The 25,004-nt window shown below is 41.6% G+C and carries 24 protein-coding genes; 13 read left to right on the forward strand and 11 right to left on the reverse strand.

Going from position 1 to position 25,004, the window contains the following annotated elements; genetic code table 11:
• The first annotated feature begins 57 nt into the window (after window positions 1-57).
• The gene (locus KK487_RS01035; RefSeq protein WP_013463817.1) at window positions 58-690 is read left to right on the forward strand and encodes a 2OG-Fe dioxygenase family protein; all 633 of its coding nucleotides are present in this window, start codon (window positions 58-60) and stop codon (window positions 688-690) included.
• 10 nt (window positions 691-700) lie between these two features.
• Complete coding sequence (locus KK487_RS01040; protein WP_128583489.1) at window positions 701-1,933, forward strand: cysteine desulfurase-like protein; 1,233 nt, start codon at window positions 701-703, stop codon at window positions 1,931-1,933.
• 144 nt (window positions 1,934-2,077) lie between these two features.
• On the opposite strand, the gene KK487_RS01045 is transcribed toward KK487_RS01040, so the two are convergent.
• Window positions 2,078-2,782: a 2OG-Fe(II) oxygenase gene (locus KK487_RS01045; RefSeq protein ID WP_024602232.1), complete on the reverse strand. Its 705-nt coding sequence runs from the start codon at window positions 2,780-2,782 to the stop codon at window positions 2,078-2,080.
• 31 nt (window positions 2,783-2,813) lie between these two features.
• Here KK487_RS01045 and KK487_RS01050 point away from each other — a divergent pair, with 31 nt between their 5' ends.
• Window positions 2,814-3,212, forward strand: coding sequence for an acyl-CoA thioesterase (locus KK487_RS01050; RefSeq protein ID WP_024602231.1), 399 nt, complete (start codon window positions 2,814-2,816; stop codon window positions 3,210-3,212).
• A gap of 7 nt (window positions 3,213-3,219) precedes the next feature.
• Here the strand turns inward: KK487_RS01050 and glpD are convergent, their stop codons facing one another.
• From glpD to KK487_RS01065, 3 genes are all read right to left on the reverse strand, one after another.
• Window positions 3,220-4,722 (reverse strand): glycerol-3-phosphate dehydrogenase, encoded by a 1,503-nt coding sequence (gene glpD / locus KK487_RS01055; RefSeq protein WP_024602230.1) that lies wholly within the window; start codon window positions 4,720-4,722, stop codon window positions 3,220-3,222.
• Window positions 4,723-4,727: 5 nt separating this feature from the next.
• Window positions 4,728-6,233 (reverse strand): glycerol kinase GlpK, encoded by a 1,506-nt coding sequence (gene glpK, locus KK487_RS01060; RefSeq protein ID WP_024602229.1) that lies wholly within the window; start codon window positions 6,231-6,233, stop codon window positions 4,728-4,730.
• A 168-nt stretch (window positions 6,234-6,401) separates the two neighbouring features.
• Window positions 6,402-6,644 carry an HP1242/YdcH family protein gene (locus KK487_RS01065; RefSeq protein WP_013463823.1) on the reverse strand — a complete coding sequence of 81 codons (243 nt, stop codon included), beginning with the start codon at window positions 6,642-6,644 and terminating at the stop codon, window positions 6,402-6,404.
• A 231-nt stretch (window positions 6,645-6,875) separates the two neighbouring features.
• On the opposite strand from KK487_RS01065, the gene KK487_RS01070 reads away from it, so the two are divergent.
• The 8 genes from KK487_RS01070 to speD all read left to right on the forward strand — a co-directional run bounded on the left by KK487_RS01070 (window position 6,876) and on the right by speD (window position 14,710).
• Window positions 6,876-7,457: an anthranilate synthase component II gene (locus KK487_RS01070; RefSeq protein ID WP_013463824.1), complete on the forward strand. Its 582-nt coding sequence runs from the start codon at window positions 6,876-6,878 to the stop codon at window positions 7,455-7,457.
• A 45-nt stretch (window positions 7,458-7,502) separates the two neighbouring features.
• Window positions 7,503-8,663, forward strand: a complete 1,161-nt coding sequence (locus KK487_RS01075; RefSeq protein WP_016900057.1) for an HDOD domain-containing protein — start codon at window positions 7,503-7,505, stop codon at window positions 8,661-8,663.
• Window positions 8,664-9,033: 370 nt separating this feature from the next.
• Window positions 9,034-10,239 (forward strand): aspartate aminotransferase family protein, encoded by a 1,206-nt coding sequence (locus tag KK487_RS01080; RefSeq protein WP_024602228.1) that lies wholly within the window; start codon window positions 9,034-9,036, stop codon window positions 10,237-10,239.
• Between the two features lie 84 nt (window positions 10,240-10,323).
• Window positions 10,324-11,340, forward strand: coding sequence for an arginine N-succinyltransferase (gene astA / locus KK487_RS01085; RefSeq protein ID WP_013463827.1), 1,017 nt, complete (start codon window positions 10,324-10,326; stop codon window positions 11,338-11,340).
• A gap of 15 nt (window positions 11,341-11,355) precedes the next feature.
• Entirely contained in the window at window positions 11,356-12,825 is a 1,470-nt protein-coding gene (astD, locus tag KK487_RS01090; RefSeq protein ID WP_024602227.1) for a succinylglutamate-semialdehyde dehydrogenase, read from the forward strand.
• 137 nt (window positions 12,826-12,962) lie between these two features.
• Window positions 12,963-13,301, forward strand: coding sequence for a DUF3802 family protein (locus KK487_RS01095; protein WP_013463829.1), 339 nt, complete (start codon window positions 12,963-12,965; stop codon window positions 13,299-13,301).
• A gap of 95 nt (window positions 13,302-13,396) precedes the next feature.
• A complete protein-coding gene (locus KK487_RS01100) occupies window positions 13,397-13,810 on the forward strand; it encodes an OsmC family protein (protein WP_013463830.1) in 414 nt (137 codons plus the stop codon).
• A gap of 87 nt (window positions 13,811-13,897) precedes the next feature.
• Window positions 13,898-14,710 carry an adenosylmethionine decarboxylase gene (speD, locus tag KK487_RS01105; protein ID WP_013463831.1) on the forward strand — a complete coding sequence of 271 codons (813 nt, stop codon included), beginning with the start codon at window positions 13,898-13,900 and terminating at the stop codon, window positions 14,708-14,710.
• A gap of 63 nt (window positions 14,711-14,773) precedes the next feature.
• On the opposite strand, the gene KK487_RS01110 is transcribed toward speD, so the two are convergent.
• On the reverse strand, window positions 14,774-16,111 hold the full coding sequence (locus KK487_RS01110; RefSeq protein ID WP_138764698.1) for a M24 family metallopeptidase: 1,338 nt from the start codon (window positions 16,109-16,111) through the stop codon (window positions 14,774-14,776).
• 128 nt (window positions 16,112-16,239) lie between these two features.
• Window positions 16,240-17,511 carry an aromatic amino acid transport family protein gene (locus tag KK487_RS01115; RefSeq protein ID WP_028835945.1) on the reverse strand — a complete coding sequence of 424 codons (1,272 nt, stop codon included), beginning with the start codon at window positions 17,509-17,511 and terminating at the stop codon, window positions 16,240-16,242.
• Window positions 17,512-17,988: 477 nt separating this feature from the next.
• Between KK487_RS01115 and KK487_RS01120 the strand changes: the two genes are divergently transcribed.
• On the forward strand, window positions 17,989-18,786 hold the full coding sequence (locus KK487_RS01120) for an alpha/beta fold hydrolase (RefSeq protein WP_036955729.1): 798 nt from the start codon (window positions 17,989-17,991) through the stop codon (window positions 18,784-18,786).
• Between the two features lie 88 nt (window positions 18,787-18,874).
• Complete coding sequence (locus KK487_RS01125; RefSeq protein WP_036955732.1) at window positions 18,875-19,360, forward strand: hypothetical protein; 486 nt, start codon at window positions 18,875-18,877, stop codon at window positions 19,358-19,360.
• Between the two features lie 111 nt (window positions 19,361-19,471).
• On the opposite strand, the gene cysQ is transcribed toward KK487_RS01125, so the two are convergent.
• The 5 genes from cysQ to cysD are packed head-to-tail and all read right to left on the reverse strand — an operon-like array spanning window position 19,472 to window position 24,961.
• Window positions 19,472-20,242, reverse strand: coding sequence for a 3'(2'),5'-bisphosphate nucleotidase CysQ (cysQ, locus tag KK487_RS01130; RefSeq protein ID WP_036955734.1), 771 nt, complete (start codon window positions 20,240-20,242; stop codon window positions 19,472-19,474).
• A 9-nt stretch (window positions 20,243-20,251) separates the two neighbouring features.
• Window positions 20,252-20,845, reverse strand: a complete 594-nt coding sequence (gene cysC, locus KK487_RS01135) for an adenylyl-sulfate kinase (RefSeq protein ID WP_024602220.1) — start codon at window positions 20,843-20,845, stop codon at window positions 20,252-20,254.
• A 33-nt stretch (window positions 20,846-20,878) separates the two neighbouring features.
• Window positions 20,879-22,603 (reverse strand): SLC13 family permease, encoded by a 1,725-nt coding sequence (locus tag KK487_RS01140; protein WP_024602219.1) that lies wholly within the window; start codon window positions 22,601-22,603, stop codon window positions 20,879-20,881.
• Between the two features lie 34 nt (window positions 22,604-22,637).
• Complete coding sequence (gene cysN, locus KK487_RS01145; protein WP_028835949.1) at window positions 22,638-24,062, reverse strand: sulfate adenylyltransferase subunit CysN; 1,425 nt, start codon at window positions 24,060-24,062, stop codon at window positions 22,638-22,640.
• The gene (cysD, locus tag KK487_RS01150) at window positions 24,062-24,961 is read right to left on the reverse strand and encodes a sulfate adenylyltransferase subunit CysD (RefSeq protein ID WP_013463837.1); all 900 of its coding nucleotides are present in this window, start codon (window positions 24,959-24,961) and stop codon (window positions 24,062-24,064) included. The genes cysN and cysD overlap by 1 nt, the downstream gene beginning before the upstream one ends.
• Window positions 24,962-25,004: the final 43 nt, after the last annotated feature.

Raw genomic sequence — 25,004 nt, forward strand, 5'->3', positions numbered from 1 at the left:
CCTCTCTATATGCATTAAAATCCTCGACAATATTATCATTATTATAAGCAGGATTTTATGACCGCATTAAACAACCAGAATTTACTGCAACTTCGTTTTATTAACCAAGCCAATATTGATTTGGTTAAGCCTTCTTTTGATAACTTACCTGCAAATCCTTATGCAGATGGTGCGTTTCGTAAACGCCGTTATTCAGTGGTTAAATTACAAAATGGTGAGCTTAATCTTCAAGCGACCAAAGCGTTTGTGCAAGACGATTCAATTAATACCTTTCAAGGTAATGTTGAGCGTACTTACGAAAACTTAGAGCAAAGCTTGCTTGAGTCTGAGGGTATGAAAAGCATTGTTAGCGAATTTGCAGCGATCACCGGCATTGACGCAGAGCGTGATATTGAAATTCACCAATTTAGAATGCTTGCCATTGATAGCGATACGCCAGCAGCTCCAGAAGGTGTGCATCAAGATGGGTTTGACCATGTGTGTGTATGTGGTGTTTCTCATGAAAATTTAGAAGGTGGTGAGCTATTGGTTTATGAAAACCAACAAGCTGAACCGTGTTTTAAAATGGAAATAAAAGACGGCATGTTTGCACTAATTAATGACCGTCAGGTATGGCATAACGCCACGCCAATGAACAAAATTGATGCTAACAAACCAGGTTACCTGGATTGCTTTGTACTAACTGCTTAAGAGAAATAAAATGAATTTAATGCAATTGCGCGCGCAATTTCCTGCTTTAATGCAAACTGTTGATGGCAAGTCACCGGTGTTTTTAGATGGGCCAGGTGGCTCACAAGTACCCCAGTCGGTACTCAGTGCCATGACCGCTTATTTAGGGCATTACAATTCAAACTTGGGCGGTGCGTTTTTCTCAAGTGACAAAACGGTTGAGCTGATGGCGAATGCGCGTCAAGCGGCGGCTGATTTGTTAAATGCGCCCAGTGCACAAAATATTGTGTTTGGCCCTAATATGACTAGCCTAACATTTAGCTTTAGCCGAGCAATTTCACGCAATTGGCAAGCAGGTGATGAAATTATAGTGACCAATGCTGATCATTTTTCAAATGTATCGTCTTGGCAGCAAGCCGCTGAAGATAAAGGCGCAGTGGTTAACACAGCGCTAATTAACGAAGCCGATTGTAGTTTAGATATGGCGCATTTTGAAAGCTTATTAAACGCTAACACTAAATTGGTTGCGGTTACGTATGCATCAAATACCACTGGCTCTATTAACGATATTAAACGTATTATAGAGCTTGCTCATAATGTGGGTGCGTTGGTGTATGTTGATGCGGTGCATTATGCGCCACATGAACTGATTGATGTACAAGCGTTAGATTGCGACTTTTTAGCTTGTTCTGCATATAAGTTTTTTGGCCCGCACTTAGGCATGGTTTATGGTAAAACTGAGCACTTAGAAGGGTTTACACCTTATAAAGTAGAGCCAGCAAAAGATGTTGCACCAGGTCGCTGGGAAACCGGCACACAAAGTTTTGAGGCACTTGCAGGCTTTATTGCGGCGGTTGATTACATAGCGGCGATTAGCGAACTTGATGACAGTCACTCACGCCGAGAAAAATTACGTGTTGCGTTTGCTAAAACAAAACAACATGAAATGGCATTGAGTGAATACTTTTTAACGCGTCTAGTTAACTACCCAAAAATTAAGTTGTTTGGTATAGACGATTTAGAGCGTTTGAGTGAGCGTACCCCTACGTTCGCACTGACCTTTGAAGGGTTAGAGCCTCGCCAAATGTCTGAATTTTTGGGTAAACACCATGTATGTGTATGGGATGGTAATTTTTACGCCCAAGGTTTATGCAAACAACTGGGTGTGCTTGATAAGGGCGGCGTAGTACGCATTGGTTGTATGCACTACAACACCATTGAAGAGATGGACACTTTGTTTGACTTGTTTGATGAGCTGATTTGAAGCTGTCAGCTATAAGCCGTCAGCTTTCAGTTTAATGCAAATACTTGACAGTAGTCAGCAGTTAGTTAATTTCTGACCGCTGACCGCTGACCGCTGACCGCTGACCGCTGACCGCTGACCGCTGACCGCTGACCGCTGACCGCTTTAGCTTTGTGGCGTTCCATAAATTTGCTCTGCTCGATTAAACAAAACCCATGAGGTTAAAATATACTTATCGTTTGATACTGGCTTATTGCCTCTATGTGTATGGGTAAAGTAGCCTGGGGCAACCACCATACTGCCTTTTTTAGGGGCTATTTTACGATTTTGATAATAAAACTCGGTTTCTCCGCCTTCTTCAACATCATTTAAATAAAACATAAATAACAACACCCGATGCAGTGCTTCATTATGCTGTAGCTGCGGATACACCTCACTGTGCCAATACGGATAACCGCCTTTATTTACTTCGTATTTTTGCGCTTGAATATTACCGAGTCTAAAAATTTGCTGTACCAATAAGGGGAGTTGTGGTTTACCTACCTCGTCATAGTTGGCGTGAGTTAAATCAACCGGTTGTCCTGTTTTTGGGTGATATACCTTTAAACCAAATGCCCCAATCATCATAAAAATATGTTCTTCAATGTAGTTGAAAACATACTGTGCAGTGGTTTGTTGAATATGTTTTAATTGTTCTGCGTATTCAGGATGATTGTTTAAGTATAAGTCGTGGCTATCTTTTTTATTAAGATCAACACCGCCCGATGTCATCCCTTGTTTAATATGCGGGCTTTGAGAAAAGGTAGTGATAAAGTTATCGCAAAATTCATTACTGAGCGCGTTGTCATACACGCGGATAAAGTCCGTCATGAGTTACCTGTTTAATTATTATTGGATTATTATGTTTACTGAAAAAGTGATGCCGCGTTTTAGCGAAACGGATGCACTCGGACACATCAACAATACCGTACTCCCCGTATGGTTTGAAGCGGCCCGAGTACCTATTTTTAAATTTTTTACGCCAGATCTAAATCCACACAACTGGAAGTTAATCATTGCTAAAGTTGAAGTGTCGTTTGTTGGCGAACTATTTTATGCCCATGAGGTGACAATTAACACCAGCATAGAGCAAATTGGCAATAGTTCATTTGTGATCCGCCAAGAAGCATGGCAGCAAGATAAGTGCTGCGCCATTGGTAAAACGGTGATGGTACGTTATGACTTTGTTAGTAAAACAAAGCAACCACTTTCGACTGATGAAAAAGCCGCATTAACACAGCACCTTGTAGCAGTTAGTTAATCGCAGCTTAACTATGACAAGCTGGATGTTTAGTTAAATATTGCCCCAAGGCAATGACTTGTTTTTCTGAAAAGCGCAGCCCAAGCTTTGTTCGTCGCCAAAGTATATCTGCGCTGGTTCTTGCCCATTCATGGTTTACTAAGTAATCAACTTCTTGCGCATACAGACCATGACCAAAGTGATAACCTAAATCGCCGATTGCTTGGCTGTTCCCCAGTAATTGATAACTAAGCGTGCCATAGCTGCGAACCATACGTTTTAAGGTGTCGATTGCCAGCCAAGGGTAGCTACTTTCTAACTGAGCGATAAGGTATGTTTGGTTACTAAAGTCGCCGCCTGGTAAAGGGGCATCTTTCGTCCACGAGCCACTCATCTTTGGGTAAAAAGGCACTAATTTATTGACGGCATTTTCTGCAAGCTTTCGATAGGTAGTAATTTTACCGCCAAACACACTTAATAAAGCGGCATGATCGGTGTCGTTGCTTAATATCAGCTTGTAATCACGGGTCACCGCTTGAGCATCTGTTGATTTGTCATCTAATAGTGGCCGCACCCCACTAAAGCTGTGCACAATATCGGCCGCGCTTATTGTGTTTTTAAAGTAATGGTTAGTGATACTGATAAGATACTGTATTTCTTGCTCACTAATTTTTACATCAGCAATATCGCCGGTGTACTCTTCATCAGTGGTGCCAATCAGTGAGTAATCTTGCTCATAAGGAATGACAAATACAATGCGGTTATCTTCATTTTGTAAAATATAGGCAACTGGCTCATCGTGGAGTCGGGGCACTACAATATGACTGCCTTTCACAAGGCGAATAGTGTGCGGTGTGGGCTGGGTAAATACATCTTCAAATAATGACGCGACCCATGGGCCTGCGGCATTTACAACACTTTTTGCCTTTATATTTAGGTGCTGCTTGCTGGCTTGTTGCTCTAAAATCACATCCCAATAATCTGCGTTACGCGTTGCTTTAATGCAGCGCGTGCGTGTTGCAATGGTAGCGCCTAAATTATGAGCCGCTTGGGCGTTTAAAATCACTAAACGTGCGTCATCAACCCAGCCGTCTGCGTATTCAAAGCCTTGGGTAATGCTGCTGTTAAGAACGCTATCGCTGTTAAACTCAATCGCCTTTGAAGCGGGTAAAGTATTACGCTTGGCTAGGTGGTCGTAAATAAATAACCCCACACGAATCATCCATGGCGAACGTAAATGTGCTTGGTGCGGCAGTCGAAAAGACAGTGGCCACATAATATGCGGCGCTTTTTTTAATAGCACTTCACGTTCACGTAATGCCTCTCTTACCAATCTAAATTGATAATTCTCTAAATAGCGTAGCCCGCCATGAATAAGCTTACTGCTATTAGAGGAAGTGGCTGAGGCTAAATCGTTTTGCTCACACAATAATACTTTTAAACCGCGACCACTGGCATCGGCAGCAATGCCAGCGCCGTTAATACCGCCGCCAATAATGAGTAAGTCATATTCGTTGTCGTGTGCGCTCATAGATTTTACTCACTCTCGCCGTCATTGCTATTAGAAAGTCTAACTTGTGCAATGCAATGTAGCCACTTTGCGTATAAATCGTTGCGCTCTTCACTGCTCATGGTTGGTTCAAAGCGACGATCGCTTTTCCACATGCTGGCAAGCTGCGCAGTTGATTCATACACCCCAGTTTGCAAACCGGCTAAGTAAGCAACCCCTAACGAAGTGGTTTCGGTTAGAGTGGGGCGCTCAACGCTTGCGCCTAAAATATTGGCTAAAAACGCCATTGCCCAATTATTGTTTGCCATGCCGCCATCAACTCTTAGAATACTAGGTCGGAGTCCGTCACCTTCCATAGCTTTTTGTAAATCTTTGGTTTGATAACCCACCGACTGCAAGGCAGCTGCAACAATAGTGCTAATGCCTGAGTCTCGGGTTAGGCCCAAAATTGCGCCTCGGGCATTTGCATCCCAATAGGGCGCACCTAAGCCTGTAAACGAGGGAACCAAGAATACCCCATGATCCAAGGGAACATCTTTGACGAGGGCTTCACTTTCACCTGCGTTTTCTAATAACTTTAAGCCCTCTACTATCCACTGCATGGTGGCACCAGCCATAAAAATACTGCCTTCAATCGCATAGGTGGGTTTGCCGTTGAGCCGATACGCAAGAGTGGTTAATAAACGATTATTTGATTTTAGTGCTTTATCACCAGTGTTAAGCATTAAAAAGCAGCCCGTTCCGTAAGTACTTTTTGCCATTCCTTCTTCAAAACAAGCTTGACCAATTAAGGCGGCTTGTTGATCGCCTGCTATACCGCAAATTGGAATTTCACCACCAAATAGCTCGCTTGCAGTCACCCCAAAGTCAGCCGCTGAGTCCATTACCTCAGGTAGCATCGACGCTGGAATATTAAATAAAGCCAGTAACTCTTCATCCCAGCATTGCTGATGAATGTTAAACAGTAATGTACGAGAGGCATTGGTAGCATCGGTTTTGTGAGCTTTACCGTTAGTGAGTTGCCATAGCAAGTAGGTATCTATCGTACCAAATGCTAGTTCACCTGCGTGTGCTTGCTCTTTAGCGCCTTTGACGTTATCTAAAATCCAACGAATTTTGGTTGCAGAAAAGTAAGGATCGAGTACTAAACCGGTTTTATCATTCACCATTTGTGTATGCCCAGCATGACGTAAATTATCGCAATAGTCACTGGTACGTCGGTCTTGCCACACAATCGCATTGTAGATAGATTGCCCGGTTTTTTTATTCCACACTAAGGTGGTTTCTCGTTGGTTAGCAATGCCAATGGCAATAATGTCGGCGGCAGTGACTTGTTGCTGCGATAATACGTTTTTAACGCTGCTTAATACGGTTTGCCAAATATCTACAGGGTCATGTTCAACCCAACCATTTTTCACAAAGTGTTGAGGGAAGGTTTGTTGAGCCGTGTCAAAAACCTCGGCATCTTTAGTGTATAAAATAGCTCGAGAGCTTGTCGTTCCTTGGTCAATCGAGAGTATGTATTTAGACATAAAAAATAGTGTTGTTTAATTTAGATAAAGACAGCTTGTCTTTAAGCTAAACGAATAGCAATGCTTTTGCACCATAATGGTTAAAATTATAGATGAGCGAAAGGTAGGAGAGGGAGGTGAACACTCAATTCTGGCGCCTACAATTTAATAGGCGCCAAATAACAACAATTAATTAGCATCCGTTAATTGTTGATGTAGCCAATCTTTTAATACCATTCTGTCGTGTTTTAACTGCTGCATGGCTTCGTCATCTATGGGTGAGTCTTGTAGCTCAAGTACTCGAATTTCTTTATCGATTTCATTGTATTGTTTTGCTTTGGTTGCAAAGTTTTCATCGTTTGCATTAAGTTTTGCAATAGTTTGCGTGTAATCAGGAAAATCTTTAGTTAATGAATGGTCTTCGCCTAACATAGGTTACTCCTTAAATGGCTGTTGCATAATACACGTCACGTTATATAAAAATGATCAGTGACTTGGGGTGTCCCCATACAACAGAGCTTGGGCTGATCTAAAATAAATCAACCGTTATTGGTTGTTAGTGTGTCTATTTATGTTTGCTGGGCTGCAAAACACTGACACCTGCAAAGGCTTCAGTTAGAATATGCCTGCGACAGGCCCTAATTACTTTGAGTACTTTATTACATGCTTTTAATGATCGATAACTATGACTCGTTCACCTATAACTTGGTACAGTATTTTCAGCGCTTAGATCAAGACGTGTTGGTAAAACGTAACGACCAAATAACGCTGAGTGAGATCAAACAGTTAAACCCAGATCATATTGTGATTTCTCCAGGACCTAAAAACCCGACTGAAGCGGGAGTGTCGTTATCTGTGGTAGAGCAGTTTAAAGGAGTTTATCCTATATTAGGTATTTGTTTGGGGCACCAAACCATTGCTCAAGTGCTAGGTGGTAAAGTAGTGCGAGCTAAACAGGTTATGCATGGAAAAACATCGCCTATTTATCATCAGCACCAAGGCATGTTTAAAGGCCTACCTAATCCACTTACGGTGTGCCGCTACCATTCATTAATTGTTGAAGCGCACTCATTGCCAAAGGAGTTAGAAGTAACAGCATGGACTCAAAGCATCGCTGGGCAGCGTGATGAAATTATGGGATTATTACATAACGAGCTCGCACTTGAAGGTGTGCAATTTCACCCTGAAGCGATTTTGACCGAGCAGGGCTTAGCTTTACTTGATAACTTTTTAACGCGCTTCTAGGCTTATACCTGCAAGCTATTTACTTTTTGCCCTAAGATAGAGCTTATGACCGACATATTGCAGCAACAGCGTATTGTTAATGTGCTAAACCAACGAGCGCATGATTTGCTACTGGGTCATAGTTTTGCCAATCAGCAAATTGGCTTTATTCATACCTTAGATCTTAATGACGGCAAACCCGTTAAAAAACGCACCTTATTAGAAGTAGAAGTAGCTGCGCAGCAAAAGCGCCAACAAAAAAGCTCTTCACATCAAAAGTTACAGGCTAAAACCAGTCAAAAACTCCATACCGTTATTGAAAGCGTGATTGCTAAACGTCTTGAAGACATCGATTTTGTGATTAAAGACACCATTGGCATAGAAGATAACGTGTGCGCCATACTCGATATACTGGCTACTCGCGCCGCCTCGGTTGGCCGTCTAGAGCCGCTAATTAACGATTTAAGTTGGTTGGGGCGAGAGCTGGTTACCTTAGTTAATTTACCTTTTTATCGTAAGCAACGCAGTAAAGGCACCTCAGTCAAAGTAGATACCCCAGCGTTGGCATTACGTTATTTGGGCTTAGACAACCTGCAACTGGTAGTGCCTACTTTTGCAGTGCGTCATTGGATGCCACATAGCACAGAACCATTCACGTTATTAAAACGCAGGTTAAAAGACAACACCATGTCGTGTGCCATTGCAGCGCAAACGCTTGCCCAGCTTAACGGGGTAAACCCAATGCATGCGTTTACATTGGGCATGTTACTGAATGTAGGGCAAATTGCTTTAGTGCGCTTATACCTAAAAGTGTTTGATCAGGTATGGCAGCGCAAAGTACTGCGTGCTCGTGAAGAAGGTGATAAAAACCTACACACCGCGCTATTAGAGCTAAAACCAGATCCGTTATTTTTAACAACACTGCTACACGAAAAATCACTGCTTGTCAGCGCCAAGGTCATAGAAACCATGTCGTTCAAATATTTGCCCTTTAACAGTGTTATGCAGCAGTTAGTGAATGGGGTTGAAAAGGGCGATAGTTTATTGCCATTATCGCAAGTGATTTTAAAGGCTCGCTGTTATTCTCAATATTTAAATTTAAAAGAGCACCAGCTGATTGAAGACGATGAATTACAAAGCTGGTTTAGCTATTATCAGTTCACTAAAAAAGAGTTAGATACCCTAAAAACAGGTAATTTTACTAATTTGGCACTTCAAATTGATTAAATCTGTTAATTTTTTTGCGACTATTCATTCACTTTAATTCTACTTATTCATGTGCAGTTGATTTATAAGCGCCATGCTTTTTTCGTTGTAGAGGCGCTCACTAAGGTAAATGCACATCATAATTAGCTCTCAAATAGTTATTCACTATCTATGAAATAATATCTTAAGCCCTTTATTTTAAAGGGGTACATGAAAGTTTTTGAAGAGACATCCCCCTAAATTTCTGAAATAATGAGCGCCTGAAAATTGAACCACAACGTAGTTTCAGGCAAATATACAGTTATTAATTTTTGCCGGCACATTTGGTTATTAACAATAATCACACCCCTATTCTACTGCTTTGTGATGCACACAATTAAGAGGAAATAAAATGACAGTCAATCGCGAATTATTTGATCACGTAATGGTTCCTAACTACGCACCTTCAAGCGTAATTCCTGTTCGAGGCGAAGGCTCTCGTGTATGGGATCAACAAGGACGAGAGTTTATCGACTTTGCTGGTGGTATTGCCGTTAACTGTCTTGGCCATTGCCATCCTGCATTAGTGGGCGCATTAAAAGAGCAAGGCGAAAAAATTTGGCATTTATCAAATGTAATGACCAACGAGCCGGCACTTCGCTTAGCTAAAAAAATGGTTGATGCGACATTTGCTGAAAAAGTTTACTTTGCAAACTCAGGCGCAGAAGCAAACGAAGCGGCACTTAAGTTAGCGCGCCGTTTTGCGCTTGATAAATTTGGCGCAGAAAAATCGCAAATCATCGCCTTTAATAAAGGTTTCCATGGCCGTACATTCTTCACCGTTACTGTAGGCGGTCAAGCAGCCTATTCAGATGGTTTTGGTCCTAAGCCAGGCGACATTGTTCATTGTGATTACAATGACCTTGCCGCATTTGAAGCACTGATCAGCGATAACACCTGTGCGGTAATGATGGAGCCAATTCAAGGTGAAGGCGGTATCATTTCGCCAACTGACGAATTTGCACAGGGCGTTCGCGATTTATGTACTAAACACAACGCACTGCTTATTTTTGATGAAGTACAATCAGGTGTTGGCCGTACAGGTGAGCTATACGCATACCAAGGTTTAAACGTAGTGCCTGATATTTTAACCTCAGCAAAAGCTCTCGGTGGCGGTTTCCCAATTGGCGCTATGCTAACAACCACTGATATTGCACAGCATCTTAAAGTGGGTACACATGGTTCTACTTACGGTGGTAACCCATTAGCGTGTGCAGTTGCAGAAGCTGCATTTGATACTGTAAATAACCCAGAAGTTTTAGCGGGCGTTAAAGCAAAGTCGGCGTTATTTACTGAGCTATTAAATGCCATTAACGACAAGTACAACGTATTTAGTGAAATTCGTGGCCAAGGTTTATTAATTGGTGCTGTGGTAAACGAGCAATACAAAGGCCGTGCAAAAGAGTTTTTAGTTGCCGGTACTGAGCATGGCTTAATGTCATTGGTTGCTGGTGCTGATGTGGTTCGTTTCACACCTTCTTTAGTAATACCAGAAGCGGATATTCGCGAAGGTATGGCACGCTTTGAAAAAGCAGTAGCCCACGTTGTAAATGCGTAATTGCTAATTCAACTTCTTTAGGGGCAAACGTAGTTTGCCTTGCAGTTCCTATTTACCGTTATATATAAGGGAGTAAGCGGATTCATGATGATCCTTCGCCCAATCCAAAAAAGTGATTATGCAGCTTTAGTAACCATCGCCGACGAGTCGGGACATGGCTTTACTTCTTTGCCTAATAATGAAGAGTTATTACAAAAGAAGATAGCGCATTCAGTTAACTCATTTACAAAAACGACATCACAACCAGGTGATGAGGGTTACTTATTTGTTCTTGAAGATACTGAAACTGGTGAAGTAGTCGGTACTTCAGGTATTGAAGCCGCAGTTGGCTTAGATGACGCATTTTATCATTATCATTTGAGTAAAGTGATTCACTCTTCGCGCACGCTAGATGTGTATAAAGCGGTAGATATTCTCACCCTTTGTAATGACTACACTGGGGCGACAGAGCTGTGCACACTGTTTTTAAAAAACGGCTATCGTAAAAATTGTAACGGTAAGCTGCTTTCAAAAGCACGTTTTATGTTTATAAAACAGCATCAACAACGCTTTGCACAAACCGTTATTGCAGAAATGCGCGGTGTATCTGACGAAAACGGTAGTAGCCCATTTTGGCAGTGGCTTGAAGAGCACTTTTTCTCTATGGACTTCCCAACGGCAGATTATCTGACGGGAATAGGGCAAAAAGTATTTATTGCTGAGCTTATGCCTAAATACCCAATTTACGTCAACTTATTGAGTAAAGACGCGCAAGCGGTTATAGGTCAAGTGCATGACAATACGCGCCCTGCAATTCAACTATTAAAAAGTGAAGGTTTTACTTTTAATGGTTACGTTGACATTTTTGATGCGGGCCCAACCGTTGAAGCAAAAGTAGATAACATTGCGACAATTCGTAATGCACAAAACTTTAGTGTTGAAATTGGCGAAATGACAGGCGATACCATGGTGTTGTTAGCCAATGACAAGCTTGAAGACTTTAGAGCAACCGTTGTTCCTATGACATTTGATTCGCGATCAAACAGCCTAGTGCTTACGCAAGAACTTGCTGATGCATTACATTTGAAATCGGGCGATTTTGTTACGGCTACCCCAGTTTAATTTAGGAGAAAGTATATGACTCATCCTGCACAATTTATTAATGGTCAATGGTCACCAGGCCAAGGCACCGAATTTAACTCAGTTAACCCTGCAAATAACGATGTTATATGGCAGGCATCAGCTGCAAGCGCTGAGCAAGTAGATAGCGCCGTAGCCTCTGCACGTGAAGCATTTTATAGCTGGGCTGATAAAAGCTTTGCGCAGCGCTTAGAAATTGTAAAAACCTTTGCTGCAACGTTAAAAGAGCATAGCGAAGAGTTGGCTGTGGCAATAGCTCAAGAAACAGGTAAGCCACTTTGGGAAACGCGTACTGAAGCGGGTGCCATGGTCGGAAAAATTGCCATTGCTGAAAAAGCATTTTTAGAGCGTACCGGCGACGTTGAAAACGCGATGCCGCAAGGCCGTGCGATGATCCGCCATAAGCCACACGGTGTTGTTGCTGTATTTGGTCCTTATAACTTCCCTGGGCATTTACCAAATGGCCACATTGTACCTGCACTTTTAGCTGGTAATACCGTGGTATTTAAACCCTCTGAACTAACACCTATGGTGGCTGAGCTAACCCTTAAACTATGGGAAAAAGCCGGTTTACCAGCAGGGGTTATTAACCTTGTACAAGGTGAAGTTGAAACAGGTAAAGCACTGGCGTCACACAAAGGCATTGATGGTTTATTCTTTACTGGGTCTTCTCGTACGGGTCATATTTTACATGAGCAGTTCGCAGGTCAACCAGGTAAGATTTTAGCGCTTGAAATGGGTGGTAATAATCCGCTAATCGTTAAAGATGCAGAAGATACGCTTGCTGTTGTGCACGATATTGTGCAATCTGCGTTTATCTCAAGCGGCCAACGCTGTACGTGTGCGCGTAAATTGTTTTTACCAACAGGTGCTAAAGGCGATGAAATTTTAGCACGCCTAATTACAGCCACTAAAGCAATCAAAGTTGGTAATTATGACGATGCTGACCAACCATTTATGGGCTCTATGATTTCAACGGCCGCTGCCGCTGGAATGGTTAAAGCACAAGATGAGTTAAAGGCCATGGGTGGCGAAGTGCTGGTTGAACTTGAGCATACAGCAAACACTGGTTTTGTTACACCGGGTATTATTGAGTGTACAAATATCAATGACTTCCCAGATGAAGAGCATTTTGGTCCGCTTCTAAAAGTATTCCGTTTTGATGACTTTGACCAAGCAATTGATAAAGCAAACGACACGAGCTTTGGTTTATCAGCAGGCTTACTCAGTGATAACCAAGCTGACTACGATCATTTCTTACGTCGTATCCGTGCGGGTATTGTTAACTGGAACCGTCCTATTACCGGTGCATCAAGTGCAGCGCCGTTTGGCGGTATTGGTGCCTCAGGTAACCACAGAGCAAGCGCTTATTATGCCGCTGACTACTGTGCATACCCTGTTGCGTCTGTGGAACTTGAAAAAGTAACCATGCCAGCAACACTAAGCCCAGGTTTAAAAATCGATTAATCGATTTTTTAAACTAGTAATAAATCACTAAAAAAGCAGCTTCGGCTGCTTTTTTTGTACTGCAATCTCACAAAGCTAGCAATTATCAGTGCTTTCTGCTTAAATTAAGCAACCAGTATTTTTGAGGTAAGTAGACAATGGTTTTAAACAGGCAAGGGTACGATGACTTAATAATGTACCTAACTCAGAACTTAGCGTTGTTTGAAAAACCAGGTGAAATAAAGCCAGGTGCACCAACGGTTATTGAGTTAATTGAAGATGTAATTGCCGAAAATGTCATACGCATTTGTCAACAACACCCCGATCTATCTACAGAGCAGCGTAGTCAAATTGTACGCGAAGTTGATGGCATTGTTTACGACTTACAAGAAGTACTCAGCAGTGTGACTTCTCACACCGTCACAGTCGAACAGCATGCTTTTATTGATGAGTTTGCAGGGCTAGTCAAAAACTTATTTGATAACGCTATTAGTTAATATTTCCCCCTTTAAAACCACGCTTTATTCGCTATTTAATTTTAAATGCGCGCGAGTGTCTGCGTGTAATGAATATAAATTATTGAGATAAAACAATGCAAGCAAATGTAAAATGGGTTGAAGGTAATACTTACATCGGTCGCTCTAACAGCAATCATAATGTCGTGTTTGATGCGGGCAGTGACGGAGCCGCACCTAGCCCAATGGAAATGGTATTGATGTCGGTTGGTGGTTGTTCATCGGTTGATGTGGTGAGTATTTTAAAAAAAACTAAGCAAGAGTTCTCATCAGTAGATGTGCAGTTAACCGCTGAACGAGCAGAAACAGCCCCGCGCGTGTTCACCAAAATTAATTTACACTTTGTTGTAACCGGTAATAATGTGTCTGAAAAGCACCTAGAAAGAGCGGTTTCGCTTTCGGCAGAAAAGTATTGTTCAGTTGCATTAATGCTTGATAAAACAGTAGAAATTACCCACAGCCATGAAGTTGTTCAAGATCAGGGAAAATAACGCTTTTTCCGTGAGTAAAATTCGTATAAAATCCGCGAACTTTTCATTCTGCAGGTGCAGATTTCACTAATTTATAGGTTGGTTTATATGAACAAACCCTTCGATAAACTTAAACTTCATGGCTTTAATAATTTAACTAAAAGCCTAAGCTTTAGTATTTACGATATTTGCTATGCAAAAACAGAGCAACAACGTAAAGAATATATAGAATATATCGATGAGCAGTATAGTGCAGATAGACTAACCGACATTTTAGGTGATGTGGTTGATATTATTGGTGCCAATATTTTAAATATTGCACGTCAAGATTACGAGCCACAAGGTGCCAGCGTAACTATTTTGGTTTCAGAAGAGCCGGTAGAAGAGCAGCAAAATTATGATGCTGACGAAGCACCAGGGCCGTTACCTGACTCAGTGGTTGCACACCTTGATAAAAGCCACATTTGTGTTCACACGTACCCTGAAGCACACCCTGATGATGGTATTTGTACTTTCCGTGCTGATATTGAAGTATCAACCTGTGGCATTATTTCGCCACTTAAAGCGTTAAACTTCTTAATCCATAGCCTTGAGTCTGATGTGGTTACAATTGACTACCGTGTACGTGGCTTTACCCGTGATATTAACGGCGTTAAACATTACATTGACCATGCTATTAACTCGATTCAAAACTTCATGACAGAAGATACTAAAGAAGCGTACCAAATGATGGACGTGAACGTGTATCAAGAAAACCTGTTTCATACCAAAATGATGTTAAAAGAAACCGATTTAAATACGTATTTATTTGGTTTATCTACTGATGATTTGTCAGATGACGAAGAAGAAGAGATTCGCTCAAAACTAACACGTGAAATGCAAGAAATATTCTATGGTCGTAATCTGCCAGATACAGAATAATAGCAACGCATTAAATAAAAAATGGCGCTCACTGAGCGCCATTTTTGTATGTGTTGTTTAATGCTACTTAACGAGTAACAACTCGGTTTGTCGGCCATTTAGATACCACACACCGGTTTTATCAAACAGGGCGTCTTCTTCTAGCATTATTCTTATTTCTTTATTCCACGGCTTTATAAACACCGCATTGTTAAGCTCAATAGAATAAGCGGTATTTAAATGCAGTGGGTAATCGCCATCACCCGGCACACCTTGCTGTGAATCCCACATGCCTAATGTCGTGCCAGCTGCATGGCCATGATAGCCAAGCGGGTGCGTATAAATAGTGGGTTTTAAACCTTGTGCAATGGCTTTTTCGCGGGCGGCTTTTAATACCTGATTACCCGTTTTACCAGCTGTAAATTCAGCCGTAAAAATGTCCTGTAGCTTATTACCCTTTTTTAACGCATCAACAAGGTAATCTGGGGCTTTTGTCTCGCCTGGTTTTAAAACATACGCATGTTGTTGAGTGTCGGTATTTAGGCGTAAATACGTAATACCAAAATCAACATGCAGTAAATCGCCAGCTTGAATAACATTGTCGGCATAGCCATTGGTAAAACTGTCTTCGTGGTCGAACGATTTACTGTCGGCGCGTTGTATTGCAATACTTGGGTGAAACCACGTTTGCAGTTTAAGCTCCCTTACGCGCTCTCTAAACCACCATACTAAGTCGTCGCTGGTTGTTTTGCCCACCGTAATTACTTTATTTGAAAAGCCCTCAGCAATAATAGAATGAGCAATAGCAACAATGTGTTTGTACATGTCCACTTCTTCTGGAATGCGTTGCTCTAACCATGCAACAGCCAGCGGCTCGGCTGAGATTATTTTATTTTTATATGTCGCAGGTAAGTTGGCCATTAAAGTGGTGTAATCGCCATGCACTAAGCCATCAGCGTGTGCCCAGTCTGTAGATGTATTGAGAGCAATATTTCGCGGTTGGTATTGCTCAATAAGCTCATTAAGAGCAAGCCACTGATTGGGCTGGGCTTGCTTGTCCCATGCCTTTTTAAACACATTCCCTATTTTATAAGGCGCAATAGCAAAAGCATCTACAGCCCCTGAGGCATTGCGTGCTAGCACTAAAATGGTGGTGCGTCTTGCCGACAACCACGTTGCTGGCAGCATGGTTTTTAATATCGGGTCTTCATTATATTCGCGGCTTATCATTAGCCACATATCTATATTGTGTTGCTGCATTAATGTGGGTAATAACGTATTGATGCGTTTTTCGGTAGTGCTATCGATAAACGCGGCCCTGTCTTTCATTGATAAAATAGTCGGGGACTCAGCGGCTTTAATTACAGGGCTAAGAAGTATGAGTATAAAGGCTAATAAAAAAACGCATTTATTGTTTTGCATAGTTGGCTTATTTTTAGGCGAATATATAAGCTAACATCTCACAAGCAATACGATAAAAAAATCATTTGCGATAAACCGCAGGCACAAAAAAGCCCAGCAAAATACTGGGCTTTTTAGAGTCAAAACGTTTAGCTAAGCATGCTGTACAGTAACGCACAAACGGCTAACGAACCGACCGCCAGTACAAATAAGGTACTTAAACGGTTACGGTATTTTTGTAAGCTAGGTACTTTGTAAACCGCAATCATTGGCATAATGAATAAAATCATCGCAATGATTGGGCCCGATAACTGATCCATCATATCTAGTATGCTTGGGTTTTTAACCGCGCAGAACCAAATAGCAAAAAACATCAGTACCGCACCCACTTTGTCAGCCACTTTAGGGCTCATGCTTGAGTGTTTAGTTACTAATCCGGTAAAGCTTTCGCGCGCCCCTAAAAAGTGACCTAAAAACGACGACATAATAGCAATAAAGGCAACCAAAGGTCCCAACGTTGCAATGAATGAGTTTTCTGTAATATTAGCTAAGTAAGACAAAACAGAAACGTTTGCCGCTTTGGCTTCTGCCATTTGTTCACCTGTAAGTGATAACACACATGAGAACACAAATAACAAAACAAAGGTGATCAATAATAAGCTAGTACGTTTTAGAATCGCTTCTGACTTAGACGTTGCTAGTTCACCGTAGTGGCTGCGTTGTTTATTAACAAAGCTTGAAATAGCCGCTGCATGGCTAAACGAAAATACAATAATAGGAATTGATAACCAAAGTGTTTTACTAAAGCTGCCTAGCTCAGGCAAACTTGTATCCGGCATTTGCCAGCTTGGGATTAAATACAGCGATAAAAAGAATAATATACCCACTAACGGATACACTAAAATAGCAAAGGCGCGCAGCATTAAGCGCTCACCGCCCATCATTAAGCCAATCATCAGCGCAACTAAGATACCCGATAACGCAACGCGTGACGGCGACTCCATCCCTAGCTGATTGACCATAAAGCTGTCTACCGTATTGGTTAAACCCACACCGTAAATAAGCAAAATAGGAAAAATTGATAAAAAGTATAACAAGGAGATCAGTCGACCCGCATTTACGCCAAAGTGCTCTTCTACCACATCGGTAAAATCAGCCTCTTTATTTTTTGACGATAATACAAAACGCGCCAAGCCACGGTGGGCTAAAAAGGTCATCGGAAAGGCTAAACACGCCATAATAATCAGCGGCCAAAAACCACCAATACCAATGTTAATCGGTAAAAATAAAATACCTGCACCTACTGCGGTGCCAAAAAGACTAAGTGTCCACTGCGTATCATGCAGATTCCATTTTGATTTAGACGTGTGTGCGTCTTGTGCTGGTGCATTTGAAAGCGTTGCACCTTGAGATGTTGTCATGTGTGTGTATCCATTATTTATCATAATAATTGCGCCGAAGAATATAGTTTTTAGGCACTCATTTCATGTGTTTTTATGTCTTGGATATAAATTTGTTGTAGCGTATTAGTTACTGACTGTCACGAATATGAAACAGTGTTTAAAAGCTGCGCAATTAGTGCAGGAATATGCCGCGAAATGCGTGAATAATCAGCATGATTGGTGTGAAAGGCGGGACATATAATCTGAAAAGTTATTTTCAAGTCAATGTGTACTTGGTATAGATTAACTCAGTGAATGATTGATAAGTGTACTTATGAGAATTGAGAGTACTTGCTCACTTTCTTGGCCAGTTAATTGATAGCTAATAACTCAAAACGGGTTTTATCCTGTAATATTCAAGCCATTAATCGGAACTTCATAAGAGATTTTTTCTAAACTCGGTTATACTTTCTACAATTCAATAAGCCAAATGAAGTAAATAGGCCGCTAATTGCAATGAGCAAAGACATTCTTTTCCATACTATTTTTGTGCACGAAACCAGTAAAACATGGGTAGTATTTGTCCATGGCGCAGGGGGTAGTTCGGCAATCTGGTTTCGTCAGCTTAAAGCTTATAAAAAAGAATATAATGTGTTGTTGCTTGATCTTCGCGGTCACGGTAAATCTAATGATCTATTACAAAACTTTGTAGATAATAATTACTCATTTAATAATGTTTCTAAAGACATTATTGATGTGTTAGATCATAACAATATCACCAGCGCACACTTTGTTGGTATTTCATTGGGCACAATTCTTATTCGAAATATTGCAGAAATCGCCCCGCAATATGTTTCTAGCATGGTGCTAGGTGGAGCGGTTACTCGTTTTAATACCCGTAGTAATACTTTGGTTTATTTAGGCAATACCTTTAAACACTTGTTGCCTTACATGTGGCTGTATCGTTTATTTGCTTTTATTATGATGCCGAAAAAGCGCCATAAAGAGTCCCGACTTTTGTTTGTTCGTGAAGCAAAACGCTTGTGTCAAAAAGAGTTTATAAAATGGTTTAAATTAGCCATGGACGTAAACCCTTTAATGCAATATTTCAAAGAAAAAGACATTGATATACCCATTCTTTACATTATGGGTAAAGAAGATCACATGTTCCTTGGCCCGGTTAAAGAAATGGTTAAGCGCCATAAAAATAGCGTACTGCAAACTATTCACCAATGCGGCCATGTTTGTAACGTAGAACGCCCTGACTTATTCAATCAACACTCGCTTGCTTTTATCGCCCAGCAAAATCGTTAGGGTTGTAGATAAATAGGGATAGGACTTTCTTTTTTGACTTACAAAACTTAAAAAAGATCTAAATGGGTTAACTTAAAAGGAATTTAAATTGGAAGCGTTAAGTACAGCTAAGCAAGTTATTGATATCTTTTCGGCTTTATTAAGCCCTGTAATTGCCATCTCAGTAGGCTTTATTGCATACCAGCAGTGGAAGCTTAATGTTGATAAAGAGAAGCGTGAAAGTAACTCAAATAAACTGCATATTTATATAGTTGTTAAAAGGTTTTTGCGTAGCGTTGATATAAATCGTGTGGTCGATGATAAGTTATACGAAGAGCTTCAAGAGGCACTCGCCCTAGCTGATTTTTATTTTGACGGTATTGTGACCGATTGGTTATTTCAAGTAGACTCTGATGCATCAGCCTGGCTAAACTTAATGCAAATTAATTCATTACCTGGTACGCAAGAATCAAATCCCGAGTTTACTCGTAATCTAAGGGAAATTGAGGAGCTAATTGATAGTCTTCAAAAGTTTCATTGTGAGTTATTTGATGTATTTAAAGGTAGTATGATGTACTTAAAACCTAGCAAGTAATAAATTAGGCATGTTTTTTCACCGTTTGCTAGACATCAACTGGTAACATCAAAGAGTTAAAGCTACCACTTGTCTTGCTGACAACTGATAGCTAACCACTAAAAACTACCCTTACTCTTCTATCGCACTCACAATAAAATACGGATTCAAGTATTCATCTTTGGTGTTGTACAAAAGCGGGCTTCCATCAAGTTGAGTGACTTTTGCTCCGGCTATTTCGGCGATGGCGTGGCCTGCTCCGGTATCCCATTCACAAGTTGGGCCTAAGCGCGGGTATATGTCGGCGCTGCCTTCGGCGACTAAACACAGTTTCAGTGAGCTACCTTTTGACACCATTTCAACCTCATCAAAGCGTTTTACAAATTCAGCTAAATCAGGGGAAGGGTGCGAGCGGCTACCTACAACACGAATAAGGCCTTTGTTAGGCTTGGTGGTAACTTTAAGCTCGATGCGCTCATCGCCTTTATCTTTAAAAGCACCAATGGCTTCAGCGGCTATGTACGATACACCCAGTGCAGGGGCATCAACCACGGCTAAAACCGGTTTGCCATTTTCGATTAGGGCAATATTAACGGTAAACTCGCCGTTCTTTTTTATAAATTCTTTGGTGCCATCGATTGGGTCAACCAGCCAGTAGCTTTTCCATGTTTGGCGTACATCCCAACCAATATCGGCACTTTCTTCACTAAGCACAGGAATATCGGGGGTGAGCTCTTTTAGTCCTGCACTAATGATTTTATGAGCTGCTAAGTCGGCGTCGGTTACAGGGCTTTCATCGGCTTTGTACTCAACGTTAAAGTCTTTATTGTAAATACCCATAATCGCGCTTCCCGCTTTGCGGGCGAGAATAAGGGTTTCTTCTAGCAGTTCAGTCTGATTCATTACATGGGCCTATAGTATATGCTGATGTTTTAGATACGTTATCAGCTGAGCTACCGATTGGTCTAGGGTGTTTTTACTGGTATCTAAAATTATTTCAGGATTAACCGGCGGCTGGTAAGTTGAATCAATCCCAGTAAAGTGTTTAATTTCACCGGCGCGCGCCTTTTTATATAAGCCTTTTGGATCGCGGCTTTCGCACACCTCAAGAGGGGTGTCGATAAAAACTTCGATAAATTCACCCTCATCTACTAATTCACGAACCATGTCACGCTCAGCTTTAAAAGGAGATATAAACGCAGTAAGGACTAACAAACCAGCGTCAACCATTAGCTTGGCGGTTTCGCCTACGCGGCGGATATTTTCAACGCGATCGGCATCGCTAAAGCCTAAATCTTTACATAAACCATGGCGTACATTGTCGCCATCAAGTAGGTACGTGTGCGCGCCTTGCTGATTGAGTGCCGCTTCTAAAGCATTCGCAACGGTGCTTTTACCTGAGCCAGAAAAACCAGTAAACCATATAATAGCGCTCTTATGCTTTTTTTGTTCGCTGCGCTGTACTTTAGTGATGGCGTAATTATGCCAAACAATATTGTTATCCATTTGCTGTGTCTCTTTATGCTATAAGCGCGGGCATTAAAACGGAAATACCAGCGGGATCAAAGTTAGTACGGTAATTGAATAAATAATAGAAAGGGGTAGCCCCATCATTACATAGTCTTTTAGTCGGTAGTTACCCGCGCTATAAACCATTAAGTTAGTTTGATAACCAAAAGGTGAAATAAAGCTGGCTGAGGCACCAAATGCAACCGCCATAATAAACGGCAAAGGTTCTACGTTAAAGCCAATAGCCAATGAGTAGGCAACCGGAAACGACAGTGCCGCTGCGGCGTTATTAGTGATCAATTCGGTAAATAACACCGTCATTAAAAAGATTGCGATAAACGCGCCATAAGGGCCAAAGTCGCCAAGCACTACAAACATGGCGTCTGATATTTGCCCAGCAAGGCCGGTGCCTATCATCAGCTTAGCTAAACCTATGGCACTGCCTACTACGGCAAGTAACTCAATAGGAAAGCGACGCTTTATTTCGCTCAGCTTAATAGTACCACACAGCATTAGGCCAATAAGTAACACTAACAAGCCTTTAACCAGCGGTACTGCACCTAAAATACTTAATCCCAGCACACCCGCAAAGCTTAACAACACAATATTTGATTGCTTTGCACCGAGGTGGGTTTGTAAATCAAGCCCTGAAATATACACAAATTCGCGTTTTAAGTTAGTTAAATCATAAAAGCTTTTACCAGGGGCGAGGATTAATGAGTCACCCGCTTGTAAGCGCACTTGCCCAAGCCCGCCTTGTAAGCGGTCATGACCACGGCGAATAGCAATAACGGCCGCATGAAATTGCTCTCTAAAGCGGGCTTCTTTTACCGTTTTGCCAATTAATTTAGACGACTGACTAACGACAACTTCAACGAGGTGTTCTATGTCTTTTTCGTGTTTGTCGTGCACCACTTTTAAGCCGTCAAAGCGAGTGAGCAAAGGTACCGACTTTATATCGCCTACAAACAGCAGTATGTCGTCTTGTTGAATAATATGTTGGGGGGTCACGGCGCAAATGCGATTGCCATCGCGAATAATTTCAGCCAAAAACAAGTCTTTTAAATCGCGTAAACCGTTTTCTTCTACGGTGCGGTTTATTAGTTTAGAGCCGGTTTGTACTTTCCCTTCTAAATAAAAAGGCACCACCTCTTGGCTATTTTTGCCGTTGTCGGGCAGGCATTTTAGCATCACTAAAATAGTGATTAAGCCCACACTGAGTGCGCCTAAACCCACTAAGGTAAAATCAAAAAAGCCTAATGGCGCCATCCCCGCATCTACTGCAAAGCCATTTACGATTAAGTTAGTAGAGGTACCGATGAGTGTAATAGTACCGCCTAAAATTGCGGTGTACGACAAGGGTAGCAACAGCTTTGAAGGGGAGTGGTTTGGGTTATCTTTTATGGCGGTAATTAAGGAGGCAACCACCGCGGTATTGTTAGTAAAGGAAGACAAAAACGCTGTAGAAAGCCCAAGCTTGGTCACTGATTTAACTAAACTGCCACTGGATAACGATTTAGCTAAGCGTTGAATAAGCGTGGTTTTTTCTATCGCTATCGACACTAAAATTAATAACACTAAGGTAATTAATGATGGGTTAGTATAATTAACCAGCATGCTTTCTAAGTCAATTAACCCCGCTAGGTAGCTGGTGCCTATGGCACTGACAAATAACCACGCAGGGTTAATACGGGTGCCAAATAGGCACCCGACTAAAAGCAACATAATGCCTGTTAAAATGAGCTGTTCTACCATGCTTTAAATATTCCTAACAGGCGGTTATTAAACGTTATAGCTTTGAAATATCAAGCGCTTGCCAATGTGGAAAGTGTTTGCGTACGAGGGCATTAAACTCAACTTCAAAGTCGCTAAATTTACCCGCATTTTCTTCACTTTGTAGTACCTGTTCTATCATTCCTGCTGCAACCGTTAAGTTTGATAAACGGTCAATAAGAATAAACGAACCTGTTTCGTGATTGTGATGGTACTGATCCGCTAAAATAGTCTCGGTGAGCTCCAGTGTCACAATCGCAATTTCGTTTAATTGTAATGAATCTGCGCTGCCATGCTCTAGGGTGTTTACATCAATAGTGTGGTCTATTTTTGTGACCATAGCCGAGGTGTTTTTGCTGCCTAGTTTTAAGTTATAGCTTTTACCTAGTACTAATGGCGATTCGTGCATCCATACAATTTTAGCCTGTAATTGGTTGGTTACTTGCGCTTGCGAATTCGCAGGCACAATAACGTCCCCTCGGCTAATATCTATTTCAGTATTAAGAGTAACCGTGATTGCTTGGCCTGCTTCGGCGGTGTCGAGGTTGCCATCAAAAGTAACAATCTCTTTAATATTGGATGTTTTACCTGAAGGCAGTACTTTTATCTCATCGCCAACGCGTAATTTACCTGAGGTCAGCGTGCCTTGAAAACCACGGAAGTTTAAATTAGGACGTACCACATACTGCACCGGAAGGCGCGCTTCAAAACCAGTGTCGATTTCAGCTGCCGGAGAGTCTTCTAACAGCTCAAGCAATGGTTTGTCGGTGTAATAAGGAGTGTGTGCAGAGCGAGTTACTACATTATCGCCTTTAAGCGCCGACATAGGCACAAACTTAATGTTTGATACGTTAAGTTGCTCGGCAAATTTTAAATAATCGGCTTTAATTTTTTCATAAACGGTTTCGTCAAAATCAACAATATCCATTTTGTTAACCGCAACCACAAACTGTTTGATGCCTAATGAGTCACAAATAAAGCTATGGCGCTTAGTTTGTACCTGCACGCCATAACGTGCATCCACTAAAATAATGGCAACATCACTGGTTGATGCACCCGTTACCATGTTACGGGTGTACTGCTCATGCCCAGGGGTGTCGGCAATAATAAACTTACGCTTAGCGGTTGAGAAATAACGGTACGCTACGTCAATTGTTATGCCTTGCTCACGCTCAGCTTGTAGGCCATCAACTAACAATGCTAAATCAAGTTCTTCACCGGCATTACCTACTTTTTCGTTATCTTTATGAAGTGCAGCTAGCTGATCTTCATAAATTTGGTGACTATCGTGCAGTAGGCGGCCAATTAGGGTTGATTTACCATCATCCACGCTGCCACACGTTAGCATACGTAATAAGCTTTTATCTTGTTGACGTGCTAGGTAAGCGTCTATACCAATTTCTTTTACTTCGTTAAATGTATCGTTATTTAGGTTAGACATTAGAAATACCCCTCACGTTTTTTCTTCTCCATAGAGCCTGCTGAATCATGATCAATCACCCGACCTTCACGTTCAGATGACGACGATAGCAACATTTCTTCAATAATTTCTGTTAGGCTGCTTGCCGTTGATTCAACCGCGCCAGTGAGTGGATAACAGCCTAAGGTTCTAAAGCGAACCGACTTCATTTGTGGTACTTCACCTTCATTAAGCGGCATGCGATCGTCATCTACCATGATTAAGGTACCGTCGCGTTCTACTACAGGGCGCTCTTTAGCAAGGTACAGTGGCACCATTTCGATATTTTCTTGATAAATGTATTGCCAAATATCTAGTTCAGTCCAGTTAGATAGTGGGAATACTCGAATACTCTCACCTGGATTCACTTGGCTGTTATAGGTATTCCAAAGCTCAGGACGTTGGTTTTTAGGATCCCAGCGATGGTGTTTATCACGAAATGAATACACGCGCTCTTTAGCCCGTGATTTTTCCTCATCACGGCGTGCGCCACCAAATGCTGCATCAAAACCGTACTTGTTGAGCGCTTGCTTTAATCCTTGGGTTTTCATGATATCGGTATGTTTACCCGAACCATGGGTGAATGGGCCTACACCCATTTCGATGCCTTCAGGGTTTTTGTGTACGATTAAATCAAAGCCATACTCTTTGGCTAAACGGTCGCGAAACTCAATCATTTCACGAAACTTCCAGTTGGTGTCTACGTGTAATAACGGAAACGGAATTTTTGCAGGGTAAAATGCTTTACGAGCTAAATGCAAAAGTACCGATGAGTCTTTACCGATTGAGTAAAGCATAACTGGGTTCTCAAACTCAGCGGCGACTTCGCGCATGATTTTGATACTTTCAGCTTCAAGTTGCTGAAGGTGAGTTAAAGCCATTGTTGGTCGTCCTACTAAAATGATTAAATTAAAATCTGTTAAA

This window comes from Pseudoalteromonas sp. SiA1 (assembly GCF_018732205.1).
Classification (GTDB): Bacteria; Pseudomonadota; Gammaproteobacteria; order Enterobacterales; family Alteromonadaceae; genus Pseudoalteromonas; species Pseudoalteromonas tetraodonis.

Bases quoted from the DNA above. Each gene is read 5' to 3' on its own strand.
- KK487_RS01050 (WP_024602231.1), top strand. From the start codon at position 2,814: ATGTTTACTGAAAAAGTGATGCCGCGTTTTAGCGAAACGGATGCACTC.
- glpD (WP_024602230.1), bottom strand. From the start codon at position 4,722: ATGAGCGCACACGACAACGAATATGACTTACTCATTATTGGCGGCGGT.
- KK487_RS01120 (WP_036955729.1), top strand. From the start codon at position 17,989: ATGAGCAAAGACATTCTTTTCCATACTATTTTTGTGCACGAAACCAGT.
- KK487_RS01075 (WP_016900057.1), top strand. From the start codon at position 7,503: ATGACCGACATATTGCAGCAACAGCGTATTGTTAATGTGCTAAACCAA.
- glpK (WP_024602229.1), bottom strand. From the start codon at position 6,233: ATGTCTAAATACATACTCTCGATTGACCAAGGAACGACAAGCTCTCGA.
- speD (WP_013463831.1), top strand. From the start codon at position 13,898: ATGAACAAACCCTTCGATAAACTTAAACTTCATGGCTTTAATAATTTA.
- astA (WP_013463827.1), top strand. From the start codon at position 10,324: ATGATGATCCTTCGCCCAATCCAAAAAAGTGATTATGCAGCTTTAGTA.
- cysN (WP_028835949.1), bottom strand. From the start codon at position 24,062: ATGTCTAACCTAAATAACGATACATTTAACGAAGTAAAAGAAATTGGT.
- cysD (WP_013463837.1), bottom strand. From the start codon at position 24,961: ATGGCTTTAACTCACCTTCAGCAACTTGAAGCTGAAAGTATCAAAATC.
- KK487_RS01110 (WP_138764698.1), bottom strand. From the start codon at position 16,111: ATGCAAAACAATAAATGCGTTTTTTTATTAGCCTTTATACTCATACTT.
- astD (WP_024602227.1), top strand. From the start codon at position 11,356: ATGACTCATCCTGCACAATTTATTAATGGTCAATGGTCACCAGGCCAA.
- KK487_RS01070 (WP_013463824.1), top strand. From the start codon at position 6,876: ATGCTTTTAATGATCGATAACTATGACTCGTTCACCTATAACTTGGTA.
- KK487_RS01100 (WP_013463830.1), top strand. From the start codon at position 13,397: ATGCAAGCAAATGTAAAATGGGTTGAAGGTAATACTTACATCGGTCGC.
- KK487_RS01080 (WP_024602228.1), top strand. From the start codon at position 9,034: ATGACAGTCAATCGCGAATTATTTGATCACGTAATGGTTCCTAACTAC.
- KK487_RS01115 (WP_028835945.1), bottom strand. From the start codon at position 17,511: ATGACAACATCTCAAGGTGCAACGCTTTCAAATGCACCAGCACAAGAC.
- cysQ (WP_036955734.1), bottom strand. From the start codon at position 20,242: ATGAATCAGACTGAACTGCTAGAAGAAACCCTTATTCTCGCCCGCAAA.
- cysC (WP_024602220.1), bottom strand. From the start codon at position 20,845: ATGGATAACAATATTGTTTGGCATAATTACGCCATCACTAAAGTACAG.
- KK487_RS01065 (WP_013463823.1), bottom strand. From the start codon at position 6,644: ATGTTAGGCGAAGACCATTCATTAACTAAAGATTTTCCTGATTACACG.
- KK487_RS01040 (WP_128583489.1), top strand. From the start codon at position 701: ATGAATTTAATGCAATTGCGCGCGCAATTTCCTGCTTTAATGCAAACT.
- KK487_RS01035 (WP_013463817.1), top strand. From the start codon at position 58: ATGACCGCATTAAACAACCAGAATTTACTGCAACTTCGTTTTATTAAC.
- KK487_RS01140 (WP_024602219.1), bottom strand. From the start codon at position 22,603: ATGGTAGAACAGCTCATTTTAACAGGCATTATGTTGCTTTTAGTCGGG.
- KK487_RS01095 (WP_013463829.1), top strand. From the start codon at position 12,963: ATGGTTTTAAACAGGCAAGGGTACGATGACTTAATAATGTACCTAACT.
- KK487_RS01045 (WP_024602232.1), bottom strand. From the start codon at position 2,782: ATGACGGACTTTATCCGCGTGTATGACAACGCGCTCAGTAATGAATTT.